The organism is Devosia riboflavina (assembly GCF_000743575.1).
Taxonomy (GTDB): Bacteria; Pseudomonadota; Alphaproteobacteria; order Rhizobiales; family Devosiaceae; genus Devosia; species Devosia riboflavina.
In genome coordinates this window covers 113,390-131,969 of the sequence record NZ_JQGC01000013.1, presented here as the reverse complement: position 1 = coordinate 131,969, position 18,580 = coordinate 113,390, and the positions used below count along the sequence as shown (strand labels likewise).

General features: G+C 64.2%; 21 protein-coding genes. 4 read left to right on the top strand and 17 right to left on the bottom strand.

The annotated features are described in order from the left end of the window. Nucleotides 1-2: 2 nt before the first annotated feature. Both exbD and JP75_RS25375 read left to right on the top strand, forming a co-directional pair. The gene (exbD, locus tag JP75_RS14630) at nt 3-467 is read left to right on the top strand and encodes a TonB system transport protein ExbD (RefSeq protein WP_035084203.1); all 465 of its coding nucleotides are present in this window, start codon (nt 3-5) and stop codon (nt 465-467) included. Further along, nucleotides 464-1,717: an energy transducer TonB gene (locus JP75_RS25375; RefSeq protein WP_051960732.1), complete on the top strand. Its 1,254-nt coding sequence runs from the start codon at nt 464-466 to the stop codon at nt 1,715-1,717. Before exbD ends, JP75_RS25375 begins: the two co-directional genes overlap by 4 nt. Here the strand turns inward: JP75_RS25375 and JP75_RS14620 are convergent. The 12 genes from JP75_RS14620 to JP75_RS14565 all read right to left on the bottom strand — a co-directional run bounded on the left by JP75_RS14620 (nt 1,714) and on the right by JP75_RS14565 (nt 13,450). Further along, nucleotides 1,714-2,430 carry an ABC transporter ATP-binding protein gene (locus JP75_RS14620; RefSeq protein WP_035084201.1) on the bottom strand — a complete coding sequence of 239 codons (717 nt, stop codon included), beginning with the start codon at nt 2,428-2,430 and terminating at the stop codon, nt 1,714-1,716. The two genes, JP75_RS25375 and JP75_RS14620, sit on opposite strands and share 4 nt — an antisense overlap. Beyond that, the gene (locus tag JP75_RS14615) at nt 2,409-3,206 is read right to left on the bottom strand and encodes an ABC transporter permease (RefSeq protein ID WP_244446320.1); all 798 of its coding nucleotides are present in this window, start codon (nt 3,204-3,206) and stop codon (nt 2,409-2,411) included. The genes JP75_RS14620 and JP75_RS14615 overlap by 22 nt, the downstream gene beginning before the upstream one ends. Next, entirely contained in the window at nt 3,185-4,165 is a 981-nt protein-coding gene (locus JP75_RS14610; protein ID WP_035084305.1) for an ABC transporter substrate-binding protein, read from the bottom strand. Before JP75_RS14610 ends, JP75_RS14615 begins: the two co-directional genes overlap by 22 nt. 14 nt (nt 4,166-4,179) lie before the next feature. After that, nucleotides 4,180-5,475 (bottom strand): PQQ-dependent sugar dehydrogenase, encoded by a 1,296-nt coding sequence (locus JP75_RS14605; protein WP_035084199.1) that lies wholly within the window; start codon nt 5,473-5,475, stop codon nt 4,180-4,182. Between the two features lie 146 nt (nt 5,476-5,621). After that, nucleotides 5,622-6,581 carry an ABC transporter substrate-binding protein gene (locus JP75_RS14600; protein ID WP_035084197.1) on the bottom strand — a complete coding sequence of 320 codons (960 nt, stop codon included), beginning with the start codon at nt 6,579-6,581 and terminating at the stop codon, nt 5,622-5,624. A gap of 21 nt (nt 6,582-6,602) precedes the next feature. After that, entirely contained in the window at nt 6,603-7,574 is a 972-nt protein-coding gene (locus JP75_RS14595) for an ABC transporter substrate-binding protein (protein ID WP_035084195.1), read from the bottom strand. A 46-nt stretch (nt 7,575-7,620) separates the two neighbouring features. Then, on the bottom strand, nt 7,621-8,538 hold the full coding sequence (locus JP75_RS14590) for a sucrase ferredoxin (protein ID WP_051960731.1): 918 nt from the start codon (nt 8,536-8,538) through the stop codon (nt 7,621-7,623). Then, nucleotides 8,538-9,515, bottom strand: coding sequence for an ABC transporter substrate-binding protein (locus tag JP75_RS14585; RefSeq protein ID WP_051960730.1), 978 nt, complete (start codon nt 9,513-9,515; stop codon nt 8,538-8,540). Before JP75_RS14585 ends, JP75_RS14590 begins: the two co-directional genes overlap by 1 nt. A gap of 32 nt (nt 9,516-9,547) precedes the next feature. Further along, nucleotides 9,548-10,516 carry an ABC transporter substrate-binding protein gene (locus JP75_RS14580; RefSeq protein ID WP_035084193.1) on the bottom strand — a complete coding sequence of 323 codons (969 nt, stop codon included), beginning with the start codon at nt 10,514-10,516 and terminating at the stop codon, nt 9,548-9,550. A 14-nt stretch (nt 10,517-10,530) separates the two neighbouring features. Further along, complete coding sequence (locus tag JP75_RS14575) at nt 10,531-11,592, bottom strand: FecCD family ABC transporter permease (RefSeq protein WP_035084192.1); 1,062 nt, start codon at nt 11,590-11,592, stop codon at nt 10,531-10,533. Continuing rightward, the gene (locus JP75_RS14570) at nt 11,592-12,614 is read right to left on the bottom strand and encodes a FecCD family ABC transporter permease (protein ID WP_051960729.1); all 1,023 of its coding nucleotides are present in this window, start codon (nt 12,612-12,614) and stop codon (nt 11,592-11,594) included. The genes JP75_RS14575 and JP75_RS14570 overlap by 1 nt, the downstream gene beginning before the upstream one ends. After that, nucleotides 12,611-13,450 (bottom strand): ABC transporter ATP-binding protein, encoded by an 840-nt coding sequence (locus tag JP75_RS14565; RefSeq protein ID WP_244446319.1) that lies wholly within the window; start codon nt 13,448-13,450, stop codon nt 12,611-12,613. The genes JP75_RS14570 and JP75_RS14565 overlap by 4 nt, the downstream gene beginning before the upstream one ends. 168 nt (nt 13,451-13,618) lie before the next feature. On the opposite strand from JP75_RS14565, the gene JP75_RS14560 reads away from it, so the two are divergent. Next, nucleotides 13,619-13,939 (top strand): hypothetical protein, encoded by a 321-nt coding sequence (locus JP75_RS14560; protein WP_035084188.1) that lies wholly within the window; start codon nt 13,619-13,621, stop codon nt 13,937-13,939. Nucleotides 13,940-14,017: 78 nt separating this feature from the next. After that, the gene (locus JP75_RS14555; protein WP_035084186.1) at nt 14,018-14,269 is read left to right on the top strand and encodes a GlsB/YeaQ/YmgE family stress response membrane protein; all 252 of its coding nucleotides are present in this window, start codon (nt 14,018-14,020) and stop codon (nt 14,267-14,269) included. A 68-nt stretch (nt 14,270-14,337) separates the two neighbouring features. Here JP75_RS14555 and JP75_RS14550 read toward each other — a convergent pair whose 3' ends face one another. The 5 genes from JP75_RS14550 to JP75_RS14530 are packed head-to-tail and all read right to left on the bottom strand — an operon-like array spanning nt 14,338 to nt 18,476. Further along, nucleotides 14,338-15,123: a DUF1684 domain-containing protein gene (locus JP75_RS14550; RefSeq protein WP_035084184.1), complete on the bottom strand. Its 786-nt coding sequence runs from the start codon at nt 15,121-15,123 to the stop codon at nt 14,338-14,340. Further along, on the bottom strand, nt 15,120-15,881 hold the full coding sequence (locus tag JP75_RS14545) for an ABC transporter ATP-binding protein (protein WP_035084182.1): 762 nt from the start codon (nt 15,879-15,881) through the stop codon (nt 15,120-15,122). The genes JP75_RS14550 and JP75_RS14545 overlap by 4 nt, the downstream gene beginning before the upstream one ends. Continuing rightward, nucleotides 15,878-16,687 (bottom strand): ATP-binding cassette domain-containing protein, encoded by an 810-nt coding sequence (locus JP75_RS14540; RefSeq protein ID WP_035084179.1) that lies wholly within the window; start codon nt 16,685-16,687, stop codon nt 15,878-15,880. Before JP75_RS14540 ends, JP75_RS14545 begins: the two co-directional genes overlap by 4 nt. Further along, nucleotides 16,684-17,517, bottom strand: coding sequence for an ABC transporter permease (locus JP75_RS14535; RefSeq protein ID WP_035084295.1), 834 nt, complete (start codon nt 17,515-17,517; stop codon nt 16,684-16,686). Before JP75_RS14535 ends, JP75_RS14540 begins: the two co-directional genes overlap by 4 nt. A gap of 11 nt (nt 17,518-17,528) precedes the next feature. Beyond that, nucleotides 17,529-18,476, bottom strand: a complete 948-nt coding sequence (locus tag JP75_RS14530) for an ABC transporter permease (RefSeq protein WP_280113996.1) — start codon at nt 18,474-18,476, stop codon at nt 17,529-17,531. Nucleotides 18,477-18,580 lie beyond the last annotated feature (104 nt).

Sequence of the window (18,580 nt, the reverse complement as noted above, 5' to 3'; positions counted from 1 at the left end):
GCATGGCCGGTCGGATCAAGGAAGGCGGGGGCGACGAGCTCGACGTCAATCACGAGATCAATGTGACGCCGTTCATCGACGTCATGCTGGTTCTGCTGATCATCTTCATGGTGGCGGCGCCGCTGGCGACGGTCGATATCAATGTCGACCTGCCGGTTTCCAACGCGACACCGGCTCCGCGACCGGAAGAGCCGCTTTTCGTTACGCTCAAGGACGATTTGAGCCTAGCCATCGGCAATGACACAGTTGCGCGTGAGGCACTTGCGGCCTCGCTTGACAAGGTGACCGAAGGCGATCGCGAAACGCGTGTGTTCCTCCGCGCCGATGCGGCGGTGGCCTATGGCGACCTGATGGAGGCGATGAACCTCTTGCGCTCGTCCGGCTATGTGCGCATCGCGCTGGTGGGTCTGGAATCGGCCAATGCCGTGGCCGTGCCGAACGGCCAGGACGCTCAGGCGGCAGAATGACCAAGCCAGGCGACAGCTTCGTCGCGGAAGACTTTTTGCGTCCCACCAAGGGCGACGTTGTTCTTTGGACCACGGCGAGCCTGCTTGTTATTGCGGGGCTCGTGGGGGGCTATTGGGCCTACCAGACTTATGTGCCGGTAGAGCAGGCGGCAGGCCCACCGCCCGGTGCCATGGTCGTTGAATTTGCCGAGTTCGCCGTTTCGCCGGTGACCGAGGAACTCGACGTGCCCGAGGGCGAGCTTTCAGCCGCTTCCGAGGCGACGCCGCCGAGTGAGGCGGAGCCGGATCCGGAAGCCGAGCCCATTGAGGAGCCCGAACCGGTAGTTGAGCCGGAAATTGAGCCCGAAGAGGTGGTAGAACCGGAAGAGGTCGTCGAACCGGAAGAAGCTGTCGAGCCTGAAGACGTCGTCGAGACGGCGGAGGCCGAAGTCGAGCCGCCGTCGGAGCCGGAGGTCGAGCCGACGCCTGAACCGCTGCCGGAGCCAGAGCCCACGCCGGAGCCTGTTCCAGAGCCTGAACCAGCGGTCGTGCCGGAACCCGTCGAGCCGATCATCGAGGTGCCCGAAGTCGAGGTTCCGGAGCCGGCCGTGGTGATCCAGCGGCAGATGGCTACTGTCGAGCGGCCGGAGCCCGAGCCTGAGCCGGTTGTGGAGCCGGAAGAGATCGTCAAGCCGCCGGAGCCAGAACCCGAACCGGTTCCTGAGCCGGAGCCTGTGCCAGAACCCGTTCCCGAAGAGCCGGTGGTTGAGCCTGTCGATCCGAACCTGCCCGTGCCGGTGACCATGTCGTCGCGCATTGCGGAAACGCGCGAAAATACGCCAGCGACCAAGTTTACGCCGCCGCCGCGCCGGACGCCCCCTCCTCAACAGGCGGCGACGCAGGCTTCGGCACCGAAGCCGCAGGAACAGCAGGCGCAGCAGGCCGCGGCGCCGCAGCAGTCGACCACGTCGGAGCCAAGCAGTTCGCAGGTCAACCGCTGGGAATCGAGTGTGCTGCGCCATCTTGGGCAGCGCCGGAAATATCCGGCGGATGCTCGGCAGCGCGGCGAAGAGGGGCGGGTGATCGTGCAGTTCACGATCGACGCCGCTGGCAATGTACAGTCTGTGAGCATCGCCCGGTCGAGCGGCTTTGCCTCCCTCGATCAGGCGGCACGGGACCTGGTCTATGCCAGTTCGCCGGTGCCACGACCGCCTGAGGGATTGCCGCGTGCTCGCCTGACGATCGGCATGCCGATCGACTACGAACGCTAGGTCGCGTCCTCGATCAGGCGGCGATAGGTGTCCAGCGTATCCCGGTCGCGTTGGTTGCGGGGCTGCGGGAAGGCCAGGTTAGCCGCGATTTGGGTAGGCGTGCCGGATAGAACCAGCACGCGATCGGCGAGGCGGGCGGCATCTTCCACTATGTGGGTGACGAGGATCATCGTCGGCCCGCTCGAGGCAGCGACTGATGCGATCAGGTCGTACATTTCCTCGACGAGGGTGCGGTCGAGCGATACGAAGGGCTCATCAAGAAGCAATAGCCCGGCATTGAGGGTCAGGGCGCGAGCCAGGGCGGCGCGGCGTTGCATGCCGCCGGAGAGCTGGTGCGGGTAGAGACTTGCTTGGCCGGAAAGGCCGGTCTTGCCGAGGGCGACCATGGCTTGTTCGGTGCTGACGCCAGTGCCGGCGGTTCGGATATTGTCGAGCGTAGTGAGCCAGGGCAGCAGGCGCGGGTCCTGGAAGACGAAGCCCGGTGGGGCGGCTTCGGCGGCGGGTTGGCCGTCGATGGTCACGTGGCCGGAATAATCTCTGTCGATGCCGGCGATGATGCGCAGGAGTGTCGATTTGCCGATGCCGGATGGGCCGAGGATGGCGGTCACGCTGCCAGGCGCGATCTCTGCTTTGAAGCCGGAGAACGTCGGAGCCGCGCTGCCGGGGTAACGCTTTTCGTCGATCGAGATTTTCAGGCCTGGGCCGGTCGCCATTGCAGCACCCTCCGTTCGATGGGGCGCAGCATTCCGTACTCAATCGCGAGGACGACAAGGATGAAGGCGGAGGTGTAGGCGAGCACGCCGGTAATGTCGAAGAATTGGAAGAAAAGGCTGACGCGGTAGCCGACGCCGCCATCGCTGCCCAGAACTTCGAAGACGAGGACAATTTTCCAGATCAACGACAGGCCGGTTCGCGCTGCGGCGAGGACGAAGGGCATGAGTTGGGGCAGGAATATCAGGCGGAGACGTTTTGTGGCCGGCCAGCGCATGGCGTGAGCGAGTTCATCGAATTCGGGGGCGAAGCTGCGCACGCCTTCCCGAATGGTGGTGGCGACCAGCGGCACCTTGTTGATGACGACGGCGAGGATCAGCGCGGTTTCGGTGAGGCCAAGCCAGATATAGAGCGCGATGGCGACGACGATGGCCGGGAGGTTGAGGCCGACAAGGAGCCAGCTTGAAAAGAGGCGATCGAGCCAGCTTTTGCGGCCGATCAAGATGCCGATTGCGGTGCCGATCAGCATGGCGAGAATGAAGGCGAGGCTGGCGCGCCAGAGCGTTTTGGCGAGATCGGCGAGGAGTTTTCCCTCTGTCGCGAGGCGAAGCATTTCCTGACCGACCGCGATGGGCGAGGGAAAAAGCCTGTGGGCCAGCACCATGGCGAGGACTTGCCAGACCAGCAGCAGGATCGGGAAAGACAGGAGTTCGAGCAGCGGCAGGGCGTGCTTGGGCCCTGCGCGCTGCGGCTCGCCTATTTGCGGTAGCCCGGCCAAAATGTCCCCGGCAACAGTTCCTGGCCTTCGCCCACGACTTCGCTGCCGCCGAAGCGGGCGAGGAGGGCAAAGGTCTGTTCGGCGGCGCTCGTATCCTCAGGGTTGTAAGAGGAGACGATGCCAGCCCGATAGTCATCTCGCAGTTGGGCGAAAAGCGCGGCATCATCCTCAGCGCCCATCAGGCCCGTCAGATTTTCCCAGGCCGTGTCGTCCGTGAGAAGCACTTCCTTGGCGGTGAAGGAGGTATCAAGGAAACGGACCACGGCATCGTGCTTCGCTTCGGCGGTTGCTTCCGTAAAAGTCCAGCCCAGCAGCGGCGGTGGCTCGGCGACGCCAAGTTCGGCCAGCATGGTTTTTACCGAAAGCAGTTCGTGCATGCCGGCGGCTTTGGCGCGGGCGTTCCACTGCCAGAAGTTTAGGGCGGCATCGACGCCGCCATTGCCCAGCAGTTCGTTGACCAATGGCGGGGCGCCGAAACGGGCTTCGGCAACTTCGGGCAGGGTTTTGCCGGTCTTGCTGGCGAAATAGGCCTGAAGGATGACCCAGCTCTTGTCGGCGGGGCCGCCGGCAACGCCGATGGTTGTGCCTTCGAGGCCGGTGACGTCAGCAATGGCACTGTTGGCGGGGACCATGAGGCCGCCAACGGTCAGCGAATGGGGCACCATAGTGACGAGGTTGCCATCGTTGCGCTGGGCGGCGACCCAGACGAAATCGGAAAGGATCACGTCGACCGCGCCGGCCTGCAGGGCGATCTGCCCGGCGCGGCTGTCGGCAAGGGGACGGACTTCGAGATTGAGGCCATGGGCCTTGTCGAGGCCGAGCGACTTGATGGTTTCGATTTCCCACTGCACGGTGCCGCTTTCCTGCACGCCGATAGTCAGCGTCAGGGGTTCCTGGGCGAGGGCGATGGAGGAGGCGGCGAGGGCAAGGAGCCCTGCGCCGAGCGTTTTAGTGAGCATGGTCAAGTCCGGTCTCAGGCGCCCGTGACGCGCCAGATCACGTCGCCCACGTCATCGGCCATGAGCAGGGCTTTGTCGGCGGCGACGGCGACGCCAACGGGGCGACCGTAGGAGTACTTTTCGTCGGCTGAGAGGAAATCGGTGAGGATATCGCGCGGCAGGCCGACGGGCTTGCCGTTTTCGAAGGCGACGAAGGTCAGCTTGTAGCCGCTGAGCTTACTGCGGTTCCAGGAACCATGTTGACCGATGGCCATGCCGGCGGGGAAGCCGGGCAAGGTGCCTTCGGGAACCCAGGAAAGGCCGAGCGAAGCGGTGTGACCGCCGAGGGCAAAGTCCGGGTGATCCTGCTTGGAAGCCGGGTGGGCCGCGCTCTGCGGCACGCGATCGTCGACAACGCCCCAATAGGAATAGGGCCAGCCATAGAAGCCGCCATCGCGCACCGAGGTCAGGTAGTCGGGCGGGGTTTCGTCGCCGAGACCGTCGCGCTCGTTGACGACGGTCCAGAGCACATCGGTGGTCGGCTCCCAGGCCATGCCCACTGCATTGCGGAGGCCGGCGCCATAGATGCGCGATTTGCCGGTGGCGATGTCATATTCGTGGATGCAGGCGCGGTTTTCTTCGGCTGCAATGCCGGCATCGCCGATATTGGTCAGCGAACCGACGGCGACGTAGATCTTGGTGCCGTCCTTGCTGGCGATGAGATTACGCGTCCAGTGGCCGCCGGGGACGAGGTCCATCAGCTTCTTGCCGGGCGTGGTGATCTTGGTGGCCGCGGGATCGTAGGGATAGGCAAGAAGCGCATCGCTGGCGCCGACATAGAGCGTCGAGCCAATGAGCACCATGCCATAGGGCTGGCGGACGTTTTCGATATAGGCGTGGCGGATTTCGGCGGTGCCATCACCATCGGCATCGCGCAGCAGCGTCACGCGATTGGGGCTGGTGCCCGAGGCGCGGGCGCGCTGCATGGTGGCCGACATGGCGTGATCGAAGAGCGAGCTGGGCTTGCCCGATTCACCCATGGATTCAGCGACCAGCACGTCGCCATTGGGGAGGACATAGACCTGGCGCGGATGGTCGAGACCCCTAGCGAAGGCATTGACCTTGAGCCCAGCGGCGGCGGTCGGCTTGTGATCGCCTTCCCAGCCCTTGGCCGTCGGCATTTTCAGCGTCGGGATGCTGCCCTGCGCCTTGGGCGCGGGAATATCGGGCTTGGAGCCGTAGACCGGGGACTTGTTTTCGCCGCCATGGCGGATAGCCACGGCCAGTGCGCCGATGGCGGCAACGATCTCAGCGAAAATGGAATTGCTCATCGCGGCATCTCGAATGACATGTATGGAACGGAAGCGGCCTCTTCTTATCACGCTGTCAGTTCTGCGAAAGCGGAAATCCCAGACATAAACGATGATCCCCGCTTTCGCGGGGATCATTTATCGGGTGTCGATTTGACGGGGCGATGTCAGCGCTGCATGGGCACGAAATCGCGGCCCGAAATCTGCGAGATGATCATGTAGCTCAATACGCCGAGGCCATAATAGGACGAGGCCGAGGCCTCTTCGCGGGGCACGATGATGAGCTGGTTCTCGCGGCAGGCGTGAAGGTATTCGCAGAAGTTCGGCAGCACTTCTTCGAGGAATTTCTTCGCATCGGCCGGAGTTTCGAGCGTGTCGGTGCGATAGGTGGCGAAGACGAAATCCGCATCGAGTTCGGGCAGGGCTTCGCCGCTGAGGCGTTCCGGATCGCCGCCTTTAATGGCGTTGACGCGATCGGGGAAGGTGAAGCCCGCGTCGCGCAGCACTTTGCCCAGGGCACCATAGGTGTGCCAGACGGCAACCTGGCCATCGACGCCCTGAATAACGTTGACCGAGATATTGGCGGTGTCGATGAGGCGCTTGATCTGGGCGATCTGGCCCTCGTAGCGCGCTTTCAGAACGGCCAGCTTGTCTTCGGTGCCGGTCAATTCGGCGAGGATGTCGTGCATGCCGAGATCGCCGCGGGCGCCATCGTCGAGGACGACGGTGGGGGCGATGGCGGCGAGCTGCTCGACCGGGGCAGTCTGCCAGGGCGTCGTCAGGATCAGGTCGGGCTCGAGCGCGGCGACGGCTTCGACATCGGCCGGCAGATTGCCGACGAACTTGATATCGGAATTGTCGAAGTCGATGCCGGTTAACACGTCGCTGGAACGGATGAACGGCTGGCCTTCGGCGGTGGTGCGGCCATGGCTGCCCACGGGCGTCACGCCCAGTTCGAGCAGTGGCACTGTAATGGCAAGGTCCTGTAGTGAAACGATGCACAGCGGCTTGGTGGGGATTTCCACCGTGCGGCCGGCGTCATCGGTAAAGCTGCGGGTTTCCTGGGCGAGGGTGGCGGTGAGGCCGGTGAGGGTCAAAATACCGACGGCGATGAGTTGCTTGAACATGATCGGGTTTCCCGGTCGCAATTATTCGGCCAGCGCGTCGAGATCGCGGCCGGAAATGGCGGCGAGGACGGCCGAAGCCATCATGCCGGCAGCGGTATAGGAGCGGGCGACGGCATCTTCGCGCGGCACGAGCACGAAGCGTTCGCCGGCGCAGGCCGTGAGGAACTGGCAGAAGCTGGGCGTGACGGTTTCGATATCGGCGATGGCGTCCTGCGGGCTCTGGCCGCGGGCAGCGTCGTAGGTGAGGAACATGAAGTCGGCGTCGAAAGCCGGCAGTTCTTCGCCCGAGAAGAAGGTGCGCTCGGTGCCTTCGAGCCCATCGATCACGGCGGGGAAGGTGAAGCCGGCATCGCGCAGAACCTTGCCGATGACGCCATAGGTATGCCAGGCGGCGATCTGACCTTCCTGGGTCAGGATGATCGAGGCCGAGATGTTCCGGTCGCCGATAACGGCCTTCACCTGATCGACCTGGGCCTGATAGCGCGACTTGAGGATGGCGAGCTTATCCTGAGTATTGGTCAGCTCGGCAATGCCCTCGAAGGTCGCGAGTTCGCCGCGCACATTGTCTTCAACGAAGACGGTCGGGGCGATGACTTCGAGCTGTTCGATCGGCGCTTCCTGGAAGCTCGAGGTGATGATGAGATCGGGTTCGAGCGCAGCGATGGCTTCGATATCGGCAGGCGAGGCGCCGACATTGACGATGTTGGAATTTTCAAAGGTCACGCCGGTCAGCGTGGCGGCGCCGCGCATGAAGGGGCCGGCTTCGCCATTGCGGCCGAAGGCGCCGACGGGGATGATACCGAGTTCGACCAGCGGCACGGTGAGCGAGCTGTCGTGCAGGGTGACGATGCGCTTTGGCGCAACCGGCACTTCCACGGTGCGGCCGGCATCGTCGGTATAGGAGCGTGTTTCCTGAGCAAAGGTCGGCGCAGCCAGCAGCAGGGCTAGGCCCGCCGTTGCGATCAGCGCGGCGTGGCGGGTGAGGGTAGTCATTTCCAGTCTCCAGTGTCGCTTCGGGTGGGGCCCGTTTTCGACGATTTCAGTGTGCTGCTGTCTTTGGTTGGGCGATGACCTCGTCCACACACCAGCGCAGGGTCATCTCGCCGCCGCCTTCGGCAACGACGCCGCAATTGCCCTGGACCATGAAATCCTGGGCGTGCATGCGAATGGAAAGACGGGCGCCGGCAAGCTCGGCCTCGAGGGTGAGCAGGTCGCCTTCGTGGGCGTCCTTGGGGATGTGGCCGCCAAGGTGCACTGCCGCGGTGCCCAGACCATTTTCGGAGGCCCATTTGAGGGCGGCGAGTTCGGCGACCTGGGCCGGTTCGGGCTCGTCGGAGCGGCCCTTATAGGTTGGGAGGTAGACTTCGTTCCGGCCGATGGCATCGAGGAAGCCTTCGGCGTGCTCGGCGGTCATGCGGCCATAGCGCTGGCGCTGGGGCATGACGACGAGCGAGGCGGCAAAGCGGCAGCCGCCGATATGGGTGGCCTGAACGATGTTGAACTCGGTCGGGTCGGCGATCTTGACCAGGGCCTTGTAGGTGGAGAAGCCATGGCGGGCGCAACAGGCGTCGCGCCGGCTATCGGTGCAGCAGATGATGGTGGGGCGCGTGTCCGGCGTGCCCGCAAACACCTTGCCGGCGATATAGTCGCGAATGGCTGTGATCAGCTCCGCCTCATCGGTAAAGTCGGCATAGACGTTTTCCGGCAGGGCATGGAGCGTGGGCAGGCTGCCTTCCGCCTCGACCTTGTCGACCAATGCCACATGCAGTTTGGCATGGGCCGCCTGGTGCAGGGCCTCCGAAAGTTCGGGCGACATATCGACCGACTCCCAGCGTGGCGTCCGCCATTTGCCGCGTGGCCAGGCGAGCATGAGGACGCGCTTGGGCGCATCACCGGTGCCGGCTAGGGGCTCGCCGCGTTCGAGGCAGAGGTCGGTGCAGAAGACGTGCTTGCCCATTACTTGGCTTCTTGAAATGGAACGAAGGAACGGCCGGCGACATGCGTCTCGACGAGATCGAGCGCGAGATCGAGGCCGGCCATGGTGCTGCCGAAAGCGGGCCCGGGCAGCAGGACCATCTGGCCCTTCTGGCAGGCGGTGAGGGCCTGGCACCAGCCGGGTGCGAACTTTTCATAGGCTGCGCGCACCGCTTCGGGCGTCGCATCGGGCTGCTGGCGGTAGAAACCGAAGATGAAATCGGCATCGAGGTCCTGGATCAGCTCGGCGCTCCACGAGGCTTGCGTCGCTTCGAGCGCAGCGACAGCGGTCGGCTGGGCAAAGCCAAGATCGGAGAGCACTTGGGCGATGGCGCCGAGATTGGCGCGATAGACCCAGAGTTCTTCGCCGGCCGGGAACATGAAGGTCATGGTCGCGGAAATGGCGGAGGTGTCGCCGAGATAGGATTTGGTGCGTTCGACATTGTCGAGATAGCGCTGGTGGCGGGCCTCGAAATTGCCGGACTGGCCGCTGACATCGGCGAGGGTGCGGAGGGTTTCGACGAGGCCGAGAGCGCCATTGTCGACGACCAGGGTCGGCGCGATGGCCTGAAGCTGGTCGATCACGGCCGGGTCGGTATAGGTGCCGCCGATAATGAGATCGGGCTGCAAAGCGGCGATGGCTTCGACGTCGATGGCGTTGAACTGGCCGACATATCTGATGTCGGTGTTTGAGTAATCGATACCGAGCGTGTCCATGCCGCCGCGGAGGTACGTTTTGCCATCGGCATCCACCCGGCCGGCGCTGCCGACCAAAGCGGCGCCCAGCTCATAGAGCGGCAGGGCAACGATCTGGTCATTGAGCGCAACGATGCGTTGCGGGGCGACGGGAATGTCGAAGGTGCCGTTGGCGGCGGTGACGGAGCGGGTTTCCTGCGCGAGGGCCGGAAGGGCGAGGCCAAGTGCGAGGGTGATTGCAGCGAAGGCGGTGCGGAAGAGCATCGGGATAATCTCCACGAAAGGTCAGAGCGGAATTACTGGAGGGCGCCTTCGACAGGTGTTGCCGGATCGCCGTCGGCTGCGGCTTCGAGCAGCGGCACGAGGAAATCGACGGCAACCGGAATGGAGAGAAGCTCCTGGCGGGCGATGGCTGCGAGGTGCTCATCGGTGAGGAAGATTTCGCCGCCCTTGGCGGTCGCCTGGAGGAAGGGGCGGGCGGGGTAATCAAGCGATTCCTGCAAAGCCGCCGAACCGCCGTACCAGACGATAACGTCGGCATCGATGGGCTCGATGAGTTCGGGTGAGACGAGGTTGAAGAAGGCGGTTTCGGTGATCGCGTCGAGCGCTGTGGGCGTCACGAAGCCGAATTCGTTGAGGAACTTGGCGCGGATATCGAGCTTGTTGAAGGCGCTGAATTCGCCATCGACGATGCGGCCGACAACGGCTGTCTTACCGGCCCATTCGGGATGGCTCTCGCGGACTTCGGCAAAGCGAGCGTGGATGGCGTCGATCTGGTTCTGCGCTTCGGCTTCGACGCCAAGGGCGCGGGCGGCGATCAAGGCGCGCTGGTCCCAGGGAAGTTCATAGTCGCCGAGGCCGCTTGGAATGGCGACCACGGGGGCGATGAGGCTTAGCTTGGCGTAGAGGTCTTCATCGATACCGGAGGCGAGAGCGATGATGACATCGGGATCGGTTGAAGCCACAAGTTCCGGATCGATGTCGCCGGCAAAGACGACGGGTTCGCTCGTCAGCAGTGATTGGCCCCAAGGCGGGGTCGTAGAGGGAAACTTGTCGCGCCATTCGCGGACGATGACAGGAGTGACACCGAGCTTGAGCAGGTTGCCGATACCGCCGTAATCGAGGCTGGCGACGCGCTCGGGTTTGGCTTCGATGACTGTCGTGCCGAACTTGTGCTCGATGGTGACCGGGAATTCCTGGGCGAGGGCCGGTGTGGCTAGGGCGAAAGCCAGGACGGCGGTGAGCAGGTTTGAACGAAACGACATGAAATCCTCCAAAATCAATGTGATGCGGTGGAACGGCTGCGCACCATCAGGACGATGAAGAGCGGCACGCCGATGAGGGCGGTGAGCAGGCCGGCGGGAATTTGAATGGGGGCGAAGGCGGCGCGGCCGACGAGATCGGCAAGCGAGACGAGCGCGGCACCCACCATGGCGGTGATCAGCAGATTGAGGCCGATGCCGGCCGGGGCGATGCGGCGCGCCGCATGGGGCGCGATGAGGCCGACGAAGCCGAGCGGGCCGACCACCGACGTAGCGATGGCGGCGAGGGCCACGGCGATGGCGAGCTGCAGGTTGCGGATCAGTTTTGTGCGGACGCCGAGGCTGATGGCCGTGGCCTCGCCCATGCGGGTGGCCGAGGAACTGCGACTGATGGCAAGGAGGGCGGGGAGCAGCACGGTGCACCAGGTGCCCAGCGTCCAGACATCGCTCCAGCTTGCCGCATTGATCGAGCCGGCGAGCCAGGAGAGGGCAGCCATGGCGCGGTCGATATCGCCATAGGTCATGAGGGCCGAGGTGATCGACGAGATGAAGGTCGAAAGGCCGATGCCCATCAGAATGAAGCGAATAGCGCTGCCGCCCTGACGAGTGTGGGACAGGCCCTGAATGGCGAGGGCGACAAGAATGGCGCCGGCAAAGGCAGCCCAGGGACGGAGGGCGCCGGAGACGTCGGGGAAGACGACCGTGAGGGAGACGACGGCGAGGGCGGCGCCCTGGCTGACGCCCACGAGTGAGGGATCGGCAAGGCCGTTGCGCGTCGTGTTCTGCAGGGCGGCGCCCGAAAGCGCCATCATGGCGCCGACGAGAGCGGCGGCGAGAGTGCGGGGGAAACGGAATTCCCAAACGACATTGTCGATGGCGCGGCTGATGCTGAAACCACGCAAGGTATCGATGACTTCGTTGAGTGCGACGCCATAGGTGCCGGTAGCGAGGCTTACGCAGCAGGTGACGAGCAGAACCAGCGAAAGCAGGGCGAGGGCCACGAGGGCACGGACGGGGAGGCGCAGGGCGATCCGCTCGGATTTGCTGCGCAGGACCCAGTGGCGAGCAGGAGCCGACATCAGCGGGTCCTCCGGCGGACGAGCTGGACGAAGAGCGGTGCGCCGATCATGGCGGTGATGATGCCCGTAGAAATTTCGCGCGGCGGGATGGCGACGCGGGCAATGGTATCGACGCCGAGGAGATAGATGGCGCCGGCAAGGGCTGCATAGGGCACGATCCAGCGATAGTCGGAGCCGACATAGAGGCGGACGACATGAGGGATAACGAGGCCGATGAAGCCGAGCGGGCCTGCGAGGGCAACGGAACACGCCGTCAGCACCACGACCACGGCCAGCAACTGCACTTTTAGCGCGCCGGTTTTTACGCCGAGTCCCTGGGCCACCTCGTCGCCCATGGCGAGGACGGTGACGCGCGGGGCGAGGAGGACGCCGCCAATGAGGGCGAGGGCGATTGGCGGGCCGACATAGAGCAACAGAGTGATGTCGCGACCGGCGAGGCCTCCGGTCAGCCAGACGCGGAGGTTCTCAAAGGTGTCCTGGTCGAGCAGGTGAACGACGGAGATGACGGCGCTGAGGAAGGCCGAGATGGCGGCGCCGGAAAGGGTGAGGCTGAGCGGGGTGGCGCCGCCGGGCACGAGGCGGGCGATGAGATAGACGACAAGCGCGGCGCCGAGCGCCCCCAGCATGGCGATCCACGGAATGAAGATCATGCTGGTGAGGCCCAGAACGCTGGTGGCGATGACCACGGCAAAGGCAGCGCCGGCGGTGAGGCCGAGGAGGGCCGGATCGGCCAGCGGATTGCGCGTGACGCCCTGCATCAATGCGCCGGCAAGGGAAAGGCTAGCGCCGACGATGACAGCCAATACGGCGCGGGGCAGGCGCAGGTTGCGGACGATGACGTGATCGAAGACGGTCTGGTCGAAATTGGTCAGTGCTTCGATGACGGTACCAATCGAGAGCTGCTTGGCGCCGACGGCGATGTGCAGCAGGAAGGCGAGGACCAGAACGCCGAGAAGCACCGGGACGCCGCTCCAGGCCCGGACGGGATGCGTGCCGGAATTGGGGGCGGCTATCGTACTCATCGCGCGGTCACGGGTGCGACGCTGCGCATGCGGGTTCCCGAGGGAACGCAAACCATGCGGCCGCTGTCGGGATCGCGCAGCACCTTGGCTTCGAGGTCGAAGACCTCCTTCAACCTGGCGGCGGTAAAAATGTCGTCCGGCGTGCCGGTGGCGACGATCTGGCCGTCCTTCATCATTACCAGATGGTCGGCATAGGCGGCGGCGAGGCTGAGTTCGTGAAGGACGATAACCAGCGTGCGGCCGCGCTGGTGGGCGAGGCCGGCGAGAAGGTCCATCAGGTCGACCTGCACTTTTAGGTCAAGGAAAGTGGTCGGCTCATCGAGGAGAATGAGGTCGGTTTCCTGGGCCAGGACCATCGCTACCCAGCAGCGCTGGCGCTGGCCGCCGGAGAGCGTATCGACGCTGCGATCGGCAAAATCGGTAATGCCAGCAATATCCATGGCGCCATTGACGGCATCCTCGTCGGCCCGGGTCCATTGGCGCAGCAGGGTCTGATGCGGGAAGCGGCCTTGGGCGACGAGTTCGCGCACGGTCAGGCCTTCGGGGGCAATCGGGCCCTGCGGGAGCAGGCCAAGCTTGGCGGCAACGCTCTTGGTGTCGAGGCGGTGGATAGCCTTGCCATCGAGCAACACGCTGCCCTTGGATGGGGTCAGGATGCGCGCCATGGTCTTGAGCAGCGTGGATTTTCCGCACCCATTGGGGCCGATGAGAATGGTGATCTCGCCGGTGGGAATCGCGAGGTCGACATTGTCGAGCACATTGGTGCCGCCATAGCCGACGCTCAGCCCGATGCCTTCCAATCGCAGCGTTTGCTGCGTCGTTGCACTGCCTGACACGGGCTTTCCTTATATGACTAGGATTGTCTGGTTTTGCGTGTAGCAAAGCTGGAACTGGCATTCAAGCCGAAGCAGTACGAGATGGTACGGATGTATTCGATGGGACTGCTACACCCCAGGTTTACCTCTCCTTGCTAGGATGGCTGCCTGTGGGGCGAGGAGGGTTCCATGATACGGCCGCTTGGTATGCTGGCTATTGTTGGGGTTTTGGCACTCGCAGGATGCAGTTCCGGAGAGGCGCCGCTGATTGCGGGGGGACCGACGCCGACGCAGGCGATCGACGCCATGCTCAGCAATGCGCGCATTCTCGAACGCCAGCGGGTTGCGATCGTCGAAGATCGCGTGAAGCTAGAAGCCACCGATTGTGCCAAGCACCCCAACGGCGTCGTCACCTGCCGTGTACGGCTTTATTCGATCGGGAGAGGCTGGTCCGCACCGAGCATGGGGCGCTTTACCGAAATCGACGGTCATTGGACCTTCGATTTCTAGGCTACGCAACCGTTTGGTTCCTGCGGCGTTGATTAAAGCGGCTCGGGTCGAGCCGTCTTTCTCAATTGTGGGGTTCACATGGGCGACGCAGGTATCGGCTGGATTGCAGCGATCATTATCGGGGGTCTGGCGGGTTGGATTGCATCCAACATCATGAAGACCAATACCGGGATTTTTCTCAACATCGTGCTCGGCATTGTCGGCGCGCTGATTGCCAGCTTCCTCTTTGGCATCATCGGCATTTCGTTTGGCGGCTGGCTCGGCTATCTGGTCGCGGGCCTGCTCGGCGCCTGTATCCTGATCGCCCTCGTGCGTGCGATACGGCGATAGCGCAGAAATTCAAAACAGAAGGCCCGGTAGTGGTGACGCTGCCGGGCCTTTTGCTGTTTCGATGCAGATCAGTCGTGGAGGCGCTTTTCGCCGGCTTCGATGCGGATCGGCAGCACGTTTTCGGCCGGGGGCAGCGGGCAGACGGCGTGCTCCGTAAAGGCGCAGGGCGGGTTGATGGCCTTGTTGAAGTCGAGGACGATGGTCTTGTCGGTGACGTCTTCGCCATAGACGAAGCGGCAGGCGGCATAGGTCGAGTCACGCGAGGTCTGGTCGCGGATGACGAATTGCGGGGATTCCGCCGTGCCATGGGTGGCGAGCAGTTCATAGGTCACGCCGTCGCGGATAAAGACGGCCTTGTGGGTCGCTTCGACCTCAGTCTCGATCGCCTTGGAGGTGCTGATGGTCAGGCCCTTGGGCGCGTCGAAGGCCACCCAATCGGCGGTGATGCGCCAGGTCGGGTCGAGCGGGAAATATTCGAGCGGCTTCAACTGGTTGGGCGCGTCCGATGTGGTGTCACGTACGCGCAGGGCGTTCTCGCCATTGAGCGAGGTGACCTCAAGCAGGAGGTTTCCGGCGGTGAAGCGCGGCGGGCTGTACTTTGAGAGTTTCAGCACCTGGGCGGCGCTGCCATCGGCCGGGGTGTAGGTGACCTGGCCATCTGTGTCCTGGGTCAGGCTGCCGACATAGGACGGGCCTGAGGAGAGGATGATGTCATTGTCCGCGGCGGCGCCGACGGTGACGGTGCCTTCGGCGAGCCAGACGCGGGCGATGATGTTGAGCCAGCCATTGGGCGCCTTGAGGGCGGCAAGGCGCTTGGCCTGCCATTCGGCATATTGGGTTGGGTAGTCGGTCATGACGGCACCTTGTTCAGTGTGAGGCGCGGCACGCTGGCAAGCAGGCGCTGCGTATAGGAATGTTGGGGATTGGCGAGAACGGCAGCGGTATCGCCGGCTTCGACGATGCGGCCTTTTTCGAGAATGACGATGCGGCGGCAGAGCGCGGCGACGACGCCTATATCGTGCGAAACGAACAGTAGGCTCATGGTTTTGCTGAGGCCCGCCAAGAGGTCGACGATACGGATGCGGGTCGTCAGGTCGAGGGCGCTGACGGCTTCGTCGGCGAGCAGCAAGCGCGGGCCGGGCACGATGGCGCGGGCAATGGCGATGCGTTGGCGCTGGCCGCCGGAGAATTGGTGCGGGAAGCGCGTTCCAACGTCGCGGTCGAGGCCGACGGCTTCGAGGGCGTCGCCCACCATCCTTGTGTGATCGCCGGGGATTTTGAGCGAGCGCAGGGGTTCGGCGATGATGGATTGCACCGTCTGCCGCGGATCGAGCGAGGAATAGGGGTCTTGAAAGACCACCTGCGCCTGGCGACGGAAGTCGCGCATGAAGGCGCCATTGCGCGGATCGAGCGGTTGGCCGTCGAAGGTGATGGTGCCGCTGTCGGGGCGGGTGAGACCGAGCAGCAGGCGCAGAAGCGTGGTCTTGCCCGAGCCGCTTTCGCCGACGAGGCCTATGGTGTCGCCTTGTGCGATGTCGAGCGAGACATCATCGAGAATGCGGCGGTTGGCCGTGTAGCCGAAACTGACGTGATCGACGCGGACGAGGCTCATGCGCGGCCCTCCATGGCGTCGTCGAGGCGACGGGCGGCGGCGAGGAGACTTTTGGTGTAGTCGTGGCGGGGATTGCCGAAGACTTCGGCGACATTGCCGGCCTCGACGGTTTCGCCTTGTCGGAGGACGACGACGCGCTCGACCGTGTTGGCGACGACGGGCAGGTCGTGGCTGATGAAGAGGAGAGCCATGTTCCGTTCGCGGACGAGGCGGTCGAGGAGGCCGAGGATTTCGGCCTGGGTGGTGACGTCGAGCGCGGTTGTCGGCTCGTCGGCGATGAGCAGGTCGGGCTTGCAGGCGAGCGCCATGGCGATGGCGATGCGCTGGCGCTGACCGCCGGATAGCTCGTGCGGGTAGGAGGTGGCCATGCGCTGCGGATCGGGCAGGGCGACCTCGTCGAGAAGGGCGAGAACGGCTTTGTCGAGCGCCGCACCGGAGAGCGGCGCGCCATCGCGCTGGGCGCGGCGGGCGAGGGGTTCTGCGACTTGCTTGCCGACGCGCATGAGCGGGTCCAGGGCCGTGAGTGGTTCCTGAAAGACAATGGCGACGGCCGTGCCGCGCAGCTTGTTCAACTCGCGATCCGAGGCGCCGATGACCTGTTTTCCGGCAAGAATGGCGGAGCCGGAGGCGGATAGGCCCGTCGGGAGGAGGCCGGTGGCGGCGAGTGAGGTCAGGGATTTGCCGGAGCCGGATTCGCCGATAAGGCCTAGCCTTTCGCCGCGATTGAGGGACAGGGAGAGGTTGGAGACCAGCGCTTTGCCGCCGGCGTGTACGGAAAGATTTTCGAGGGAGAGGAGAGCGGTCATCGTGCGCGCCTCGTCGGGTCGATGGTGTCCCGCAGACCGTCGGCAAGGAGGTTTACGCCGATGGCGAGGGACACAAGTGCGATACCGGGGGCAATGGCGCCGAGGGGGGCTGTGTATACTGTGCCCTGGGCTTCCTGCAGGATGCGGCCCCAGGAGGCGTTGGGCGGCGGGGCGCCGAGGCCGAGATAGGACAGCGAGGCTTCGGCGATGACGGCGAGGCCGAACTGCAGGGCGAAATTGACCGAGAGGGTCGGCCAGATATTGGGCAGGATATGGATGGCCACGATTTTTGGCCAGGAGCTGCCGGAGGTGCGGGCGGCGGTGATGTAGTCCATCACCAGTACGCGCTTAGCGAGAATGCGGGTAAGGCGCGCGACGATGGCTGAGAGGGCGATGCCGAGCGCGATGATGGCGGACCAGAGATTGGCCGTGTCGCTCGCCGCAACCACCAGCATGGCGATCAGCAGGGTTGGGAAGGCGATGAGGATATCGAGCGTCGCTGCCAGCGCATCGTCGAGCCACTTGCTGGCAAAGGCAGCGAGGAGGCCGAGGGTGACGCCTATGATCGCGCCAATCGTGACGGCGCCAATGCCGACGATCAATGCAATGCGGCTGCCGATCATCATCTGGGTGAAGAGATCGCGACCGAGGCGATCGGTGCCGAGCCAATGCAAGAGGCTCGGGCCTTCGAGGCGACCGCCTGCCATGGCTGTAGGGTCGTAGGGGAGCCAGACGAGCGTGAGAAGACCCACGAAGACGTGGATGCCCACCAGCAGCAATCCGGCTTTCAGAGCCAACGAATGGGATTTTTTGTCGGCAGGGGCAGTCATGGTGGCGGTGCTCATGCAAGCACCCTCCCGCGGCCGCGGAGGCGCGGATCGATGAGGCGCTGGGCGATGTCGGCGGCAAAGCCGATCAGCAGCACGAGCAGGGTCGAGATGAAGAGCACGCCCTGCACATTGGGATAGTCGCGCTGCTGGATGGCGAGGAGCAGCATGGACCCGAGGCCGGGCAGCGAAAAGACGCGCTCGATGACGACGGCACCGAGGAAGGTGCTGGCGAGCTCGATGCCGAGGATTGAGATCACCGGCACGGCGCCATTGCGCATGCCGTGGCGAATGAGGGCTTCGGGGAAACTGGCGCCGAGGGCACGGGCGGTGCGGAGGAAATCGCTGCCGAGCACATCGAGGGTCGCGGCGCGGACATAGCGCAGGAGCGAGGCGCCCATGACGAGGCCGATGGTGAGCGAGGGCAGGATCATGCCGGTGATGGCTTCACCGAAATTGGCCCAGCCTTTCAAGGAGAACCCGCCCGAGGGAAGCCAGCGCAGATTGATGGAAAAGAGCGTCACCAGGAGAATGCCGACCCAGAAGACGGGAATGGCAATGCCAAGCTGGGAGATGACGGAGATGGCGGCGCCATACCATTTATTGGAGCGGACGGCGGCCAGAATGCCGAGAGGGATGGCGAGCGCGAGGGCCACGACGAAGCCGAAGAAGGTCAGCGGCAGGGTGACGGCCATGCGGTTGCCGATCTCTTCGAGAACCGAGGCGCGGCTGACGAAGGAGGTGCCTAGATCGAGCCGTGCGAGATTGCCGATGAAGCCGCCGAACTGAACATAAAGCGGCTGGTCGGAACCAACCTGAGCGCGGGCGGCGGCGATCTGCTGTTCGGTGGCGCCAACACCGAGAAGGGCATTTGCGGGATCGCCGGGGAGCAGGCGCAGAAGCACAAAGAGCACCACGGCCGCGATGAACAGCGAGGCGATCAGGATCAGCGTGCGGCGGATGGTATAGGCGAGAATGATCGAATTCCTTGCGCTTTGTCCGGCAGACAATAACGGGGCCAGAAAGGCAAAGCCACCGGCCGCAAGGCCGGTGGACAGAGTGTTCA

What these genes read in the sequence shown, in the direction of transcription:
- JP75_RS14545 (WP_035084182.1), bottom strand. Translation starts at nt 15,881, where the DNA reads ATGAGCCTCGTCCGCGTCGATCACGTCAGTTTCGGCTACACGGCCAAC.
- JP75_RS14540 (WP_035084179.1), bottom strand. Translation starts at nt 16,687, where the DNA reads ATGACCGCTCTCCTCTCCCTCGAAAATCTTTCCGTACACGCCGGCGGC.
- JP75_RS25375 (WP_051960732.1), top strand. Translation starts at nt 464, where the DNA reads ATGACCAAGCCAGGCGACAGCTTCGTCGCGGAAGACTTTTTGCGTCCC.
- JP75_RS14605 (WP_035084199.1), bottom strand. Translation starts at nt 5,475, where the DNA reads ATGAGCAATTCCATTTTCGCTGAGATCGTTGCCGCCATCGGCGCACTG.
- JP75_RS14620 (WP_035084201.1), bottom strand. Translation starts at nt 2,430, where the DNA reads ATGGCGACCGGCCCAGGCCTGAAAATCTCGATCGACGAAAAGCGTTAC.
- JP75_RS14570 (WP_051960729.1), bottom strand. Translation starts at nt 12,614, where the DNA reads ATGAGTACGATAGCCGCCCCCAATTCCGGCACGCATCCCGTCCGGGCC.
- JP75_RS14585 (WP_051960730.1), bottom strand. Translation starts at nt 9,515, where the DNA reads ATGCTCTTCCGCACCGCCTTCGCTGCAATCACCCTCGCACTTGGCCTC.
- JP75_RS14610 (WP_035084305.1), bottom strand. Translation starts at nt 4,165, where the DNA reads ATGCTCACTAAAACGCTCGGCGCAGGGCTCCTTGCCCTCGCCGCCTCC.
- JP75_RS14550 (WP_035084184.1), bottom strand. Translation starts at nt 15,123, where the DNA reads ATGACCGACTACCCAACCCAATATGCCGAATGGCAGGCCAAGCGCCTT.
- JP75_RS14590 (WP_051960731.1), bottom strand. Translation starts at nt 8,538, where the DNA reads ATGGGCAAGCACGTCTTCTGCACCGACCTCTGCCTCGAACGCGGCGAG.
- JP75_RS14595 (WP_035084195.1), bottom strand. Translation starts at nt 7,574, where the DNA reads ATGACTACCCTCACCCGCCACGCCGCGCTGATCGCAACGGCGGGCCTA.
- JP75_RS14600 (WP_035084197.1), bottom strand. Translation starts at nt 6,581, where the DNA reads ATGTTCAAGCAACTCATCGCCGTCGGTATTTTGACCCTCACCGGCCTC.
- JP75_RS14580 (WP_035084193.1), bottom strand. Translation starts at nt 10,516, where the DNA reads ATGTCGTTTCGTTCAAACCTGCTCACCGCCGTCCTGGCTTTCGCCCTA.
- exbD (WP_035084203.1), top strand. Translation starts at nt 3, where the DNA reads ATGGCCGGTCGGATCAAGGAAGGCGGGGGCGACGAGCTCGACGTCAAT.
- JP75_RS14535 (WP_035084295.1), bottom strand. Translation starts at nt 17,517, where the DNA reads ATGACTGCCCCTGCCGACAAAAAATCCCATTCGTTGGCTCTGAAAGCC.
- JP75_RS14560 (WP_035084188.1), top strand. Translation starts at nt 13,619, where the DNA reads ATGATACGGCCGCTTGGTATGCTGGCTATTGTTGGGGTTTTGGCACTC.
- JP75_RS14575 (WP_035084192.1), bottom strand. Translation starts at nt 11,592, where the DNA reads ATGTCGGCTCCTGCTCGCCACTGGGTCCTGCGCAGCAAATCCGAGCGG.
- JP75_RS14555 (WP_035084186.1), top strand. Translation starts at nt 14,018, where the DNA reads ATGGGCGACGCAGGTATCGGCTGGATTGCAGCGATCATTATCGGGGGT.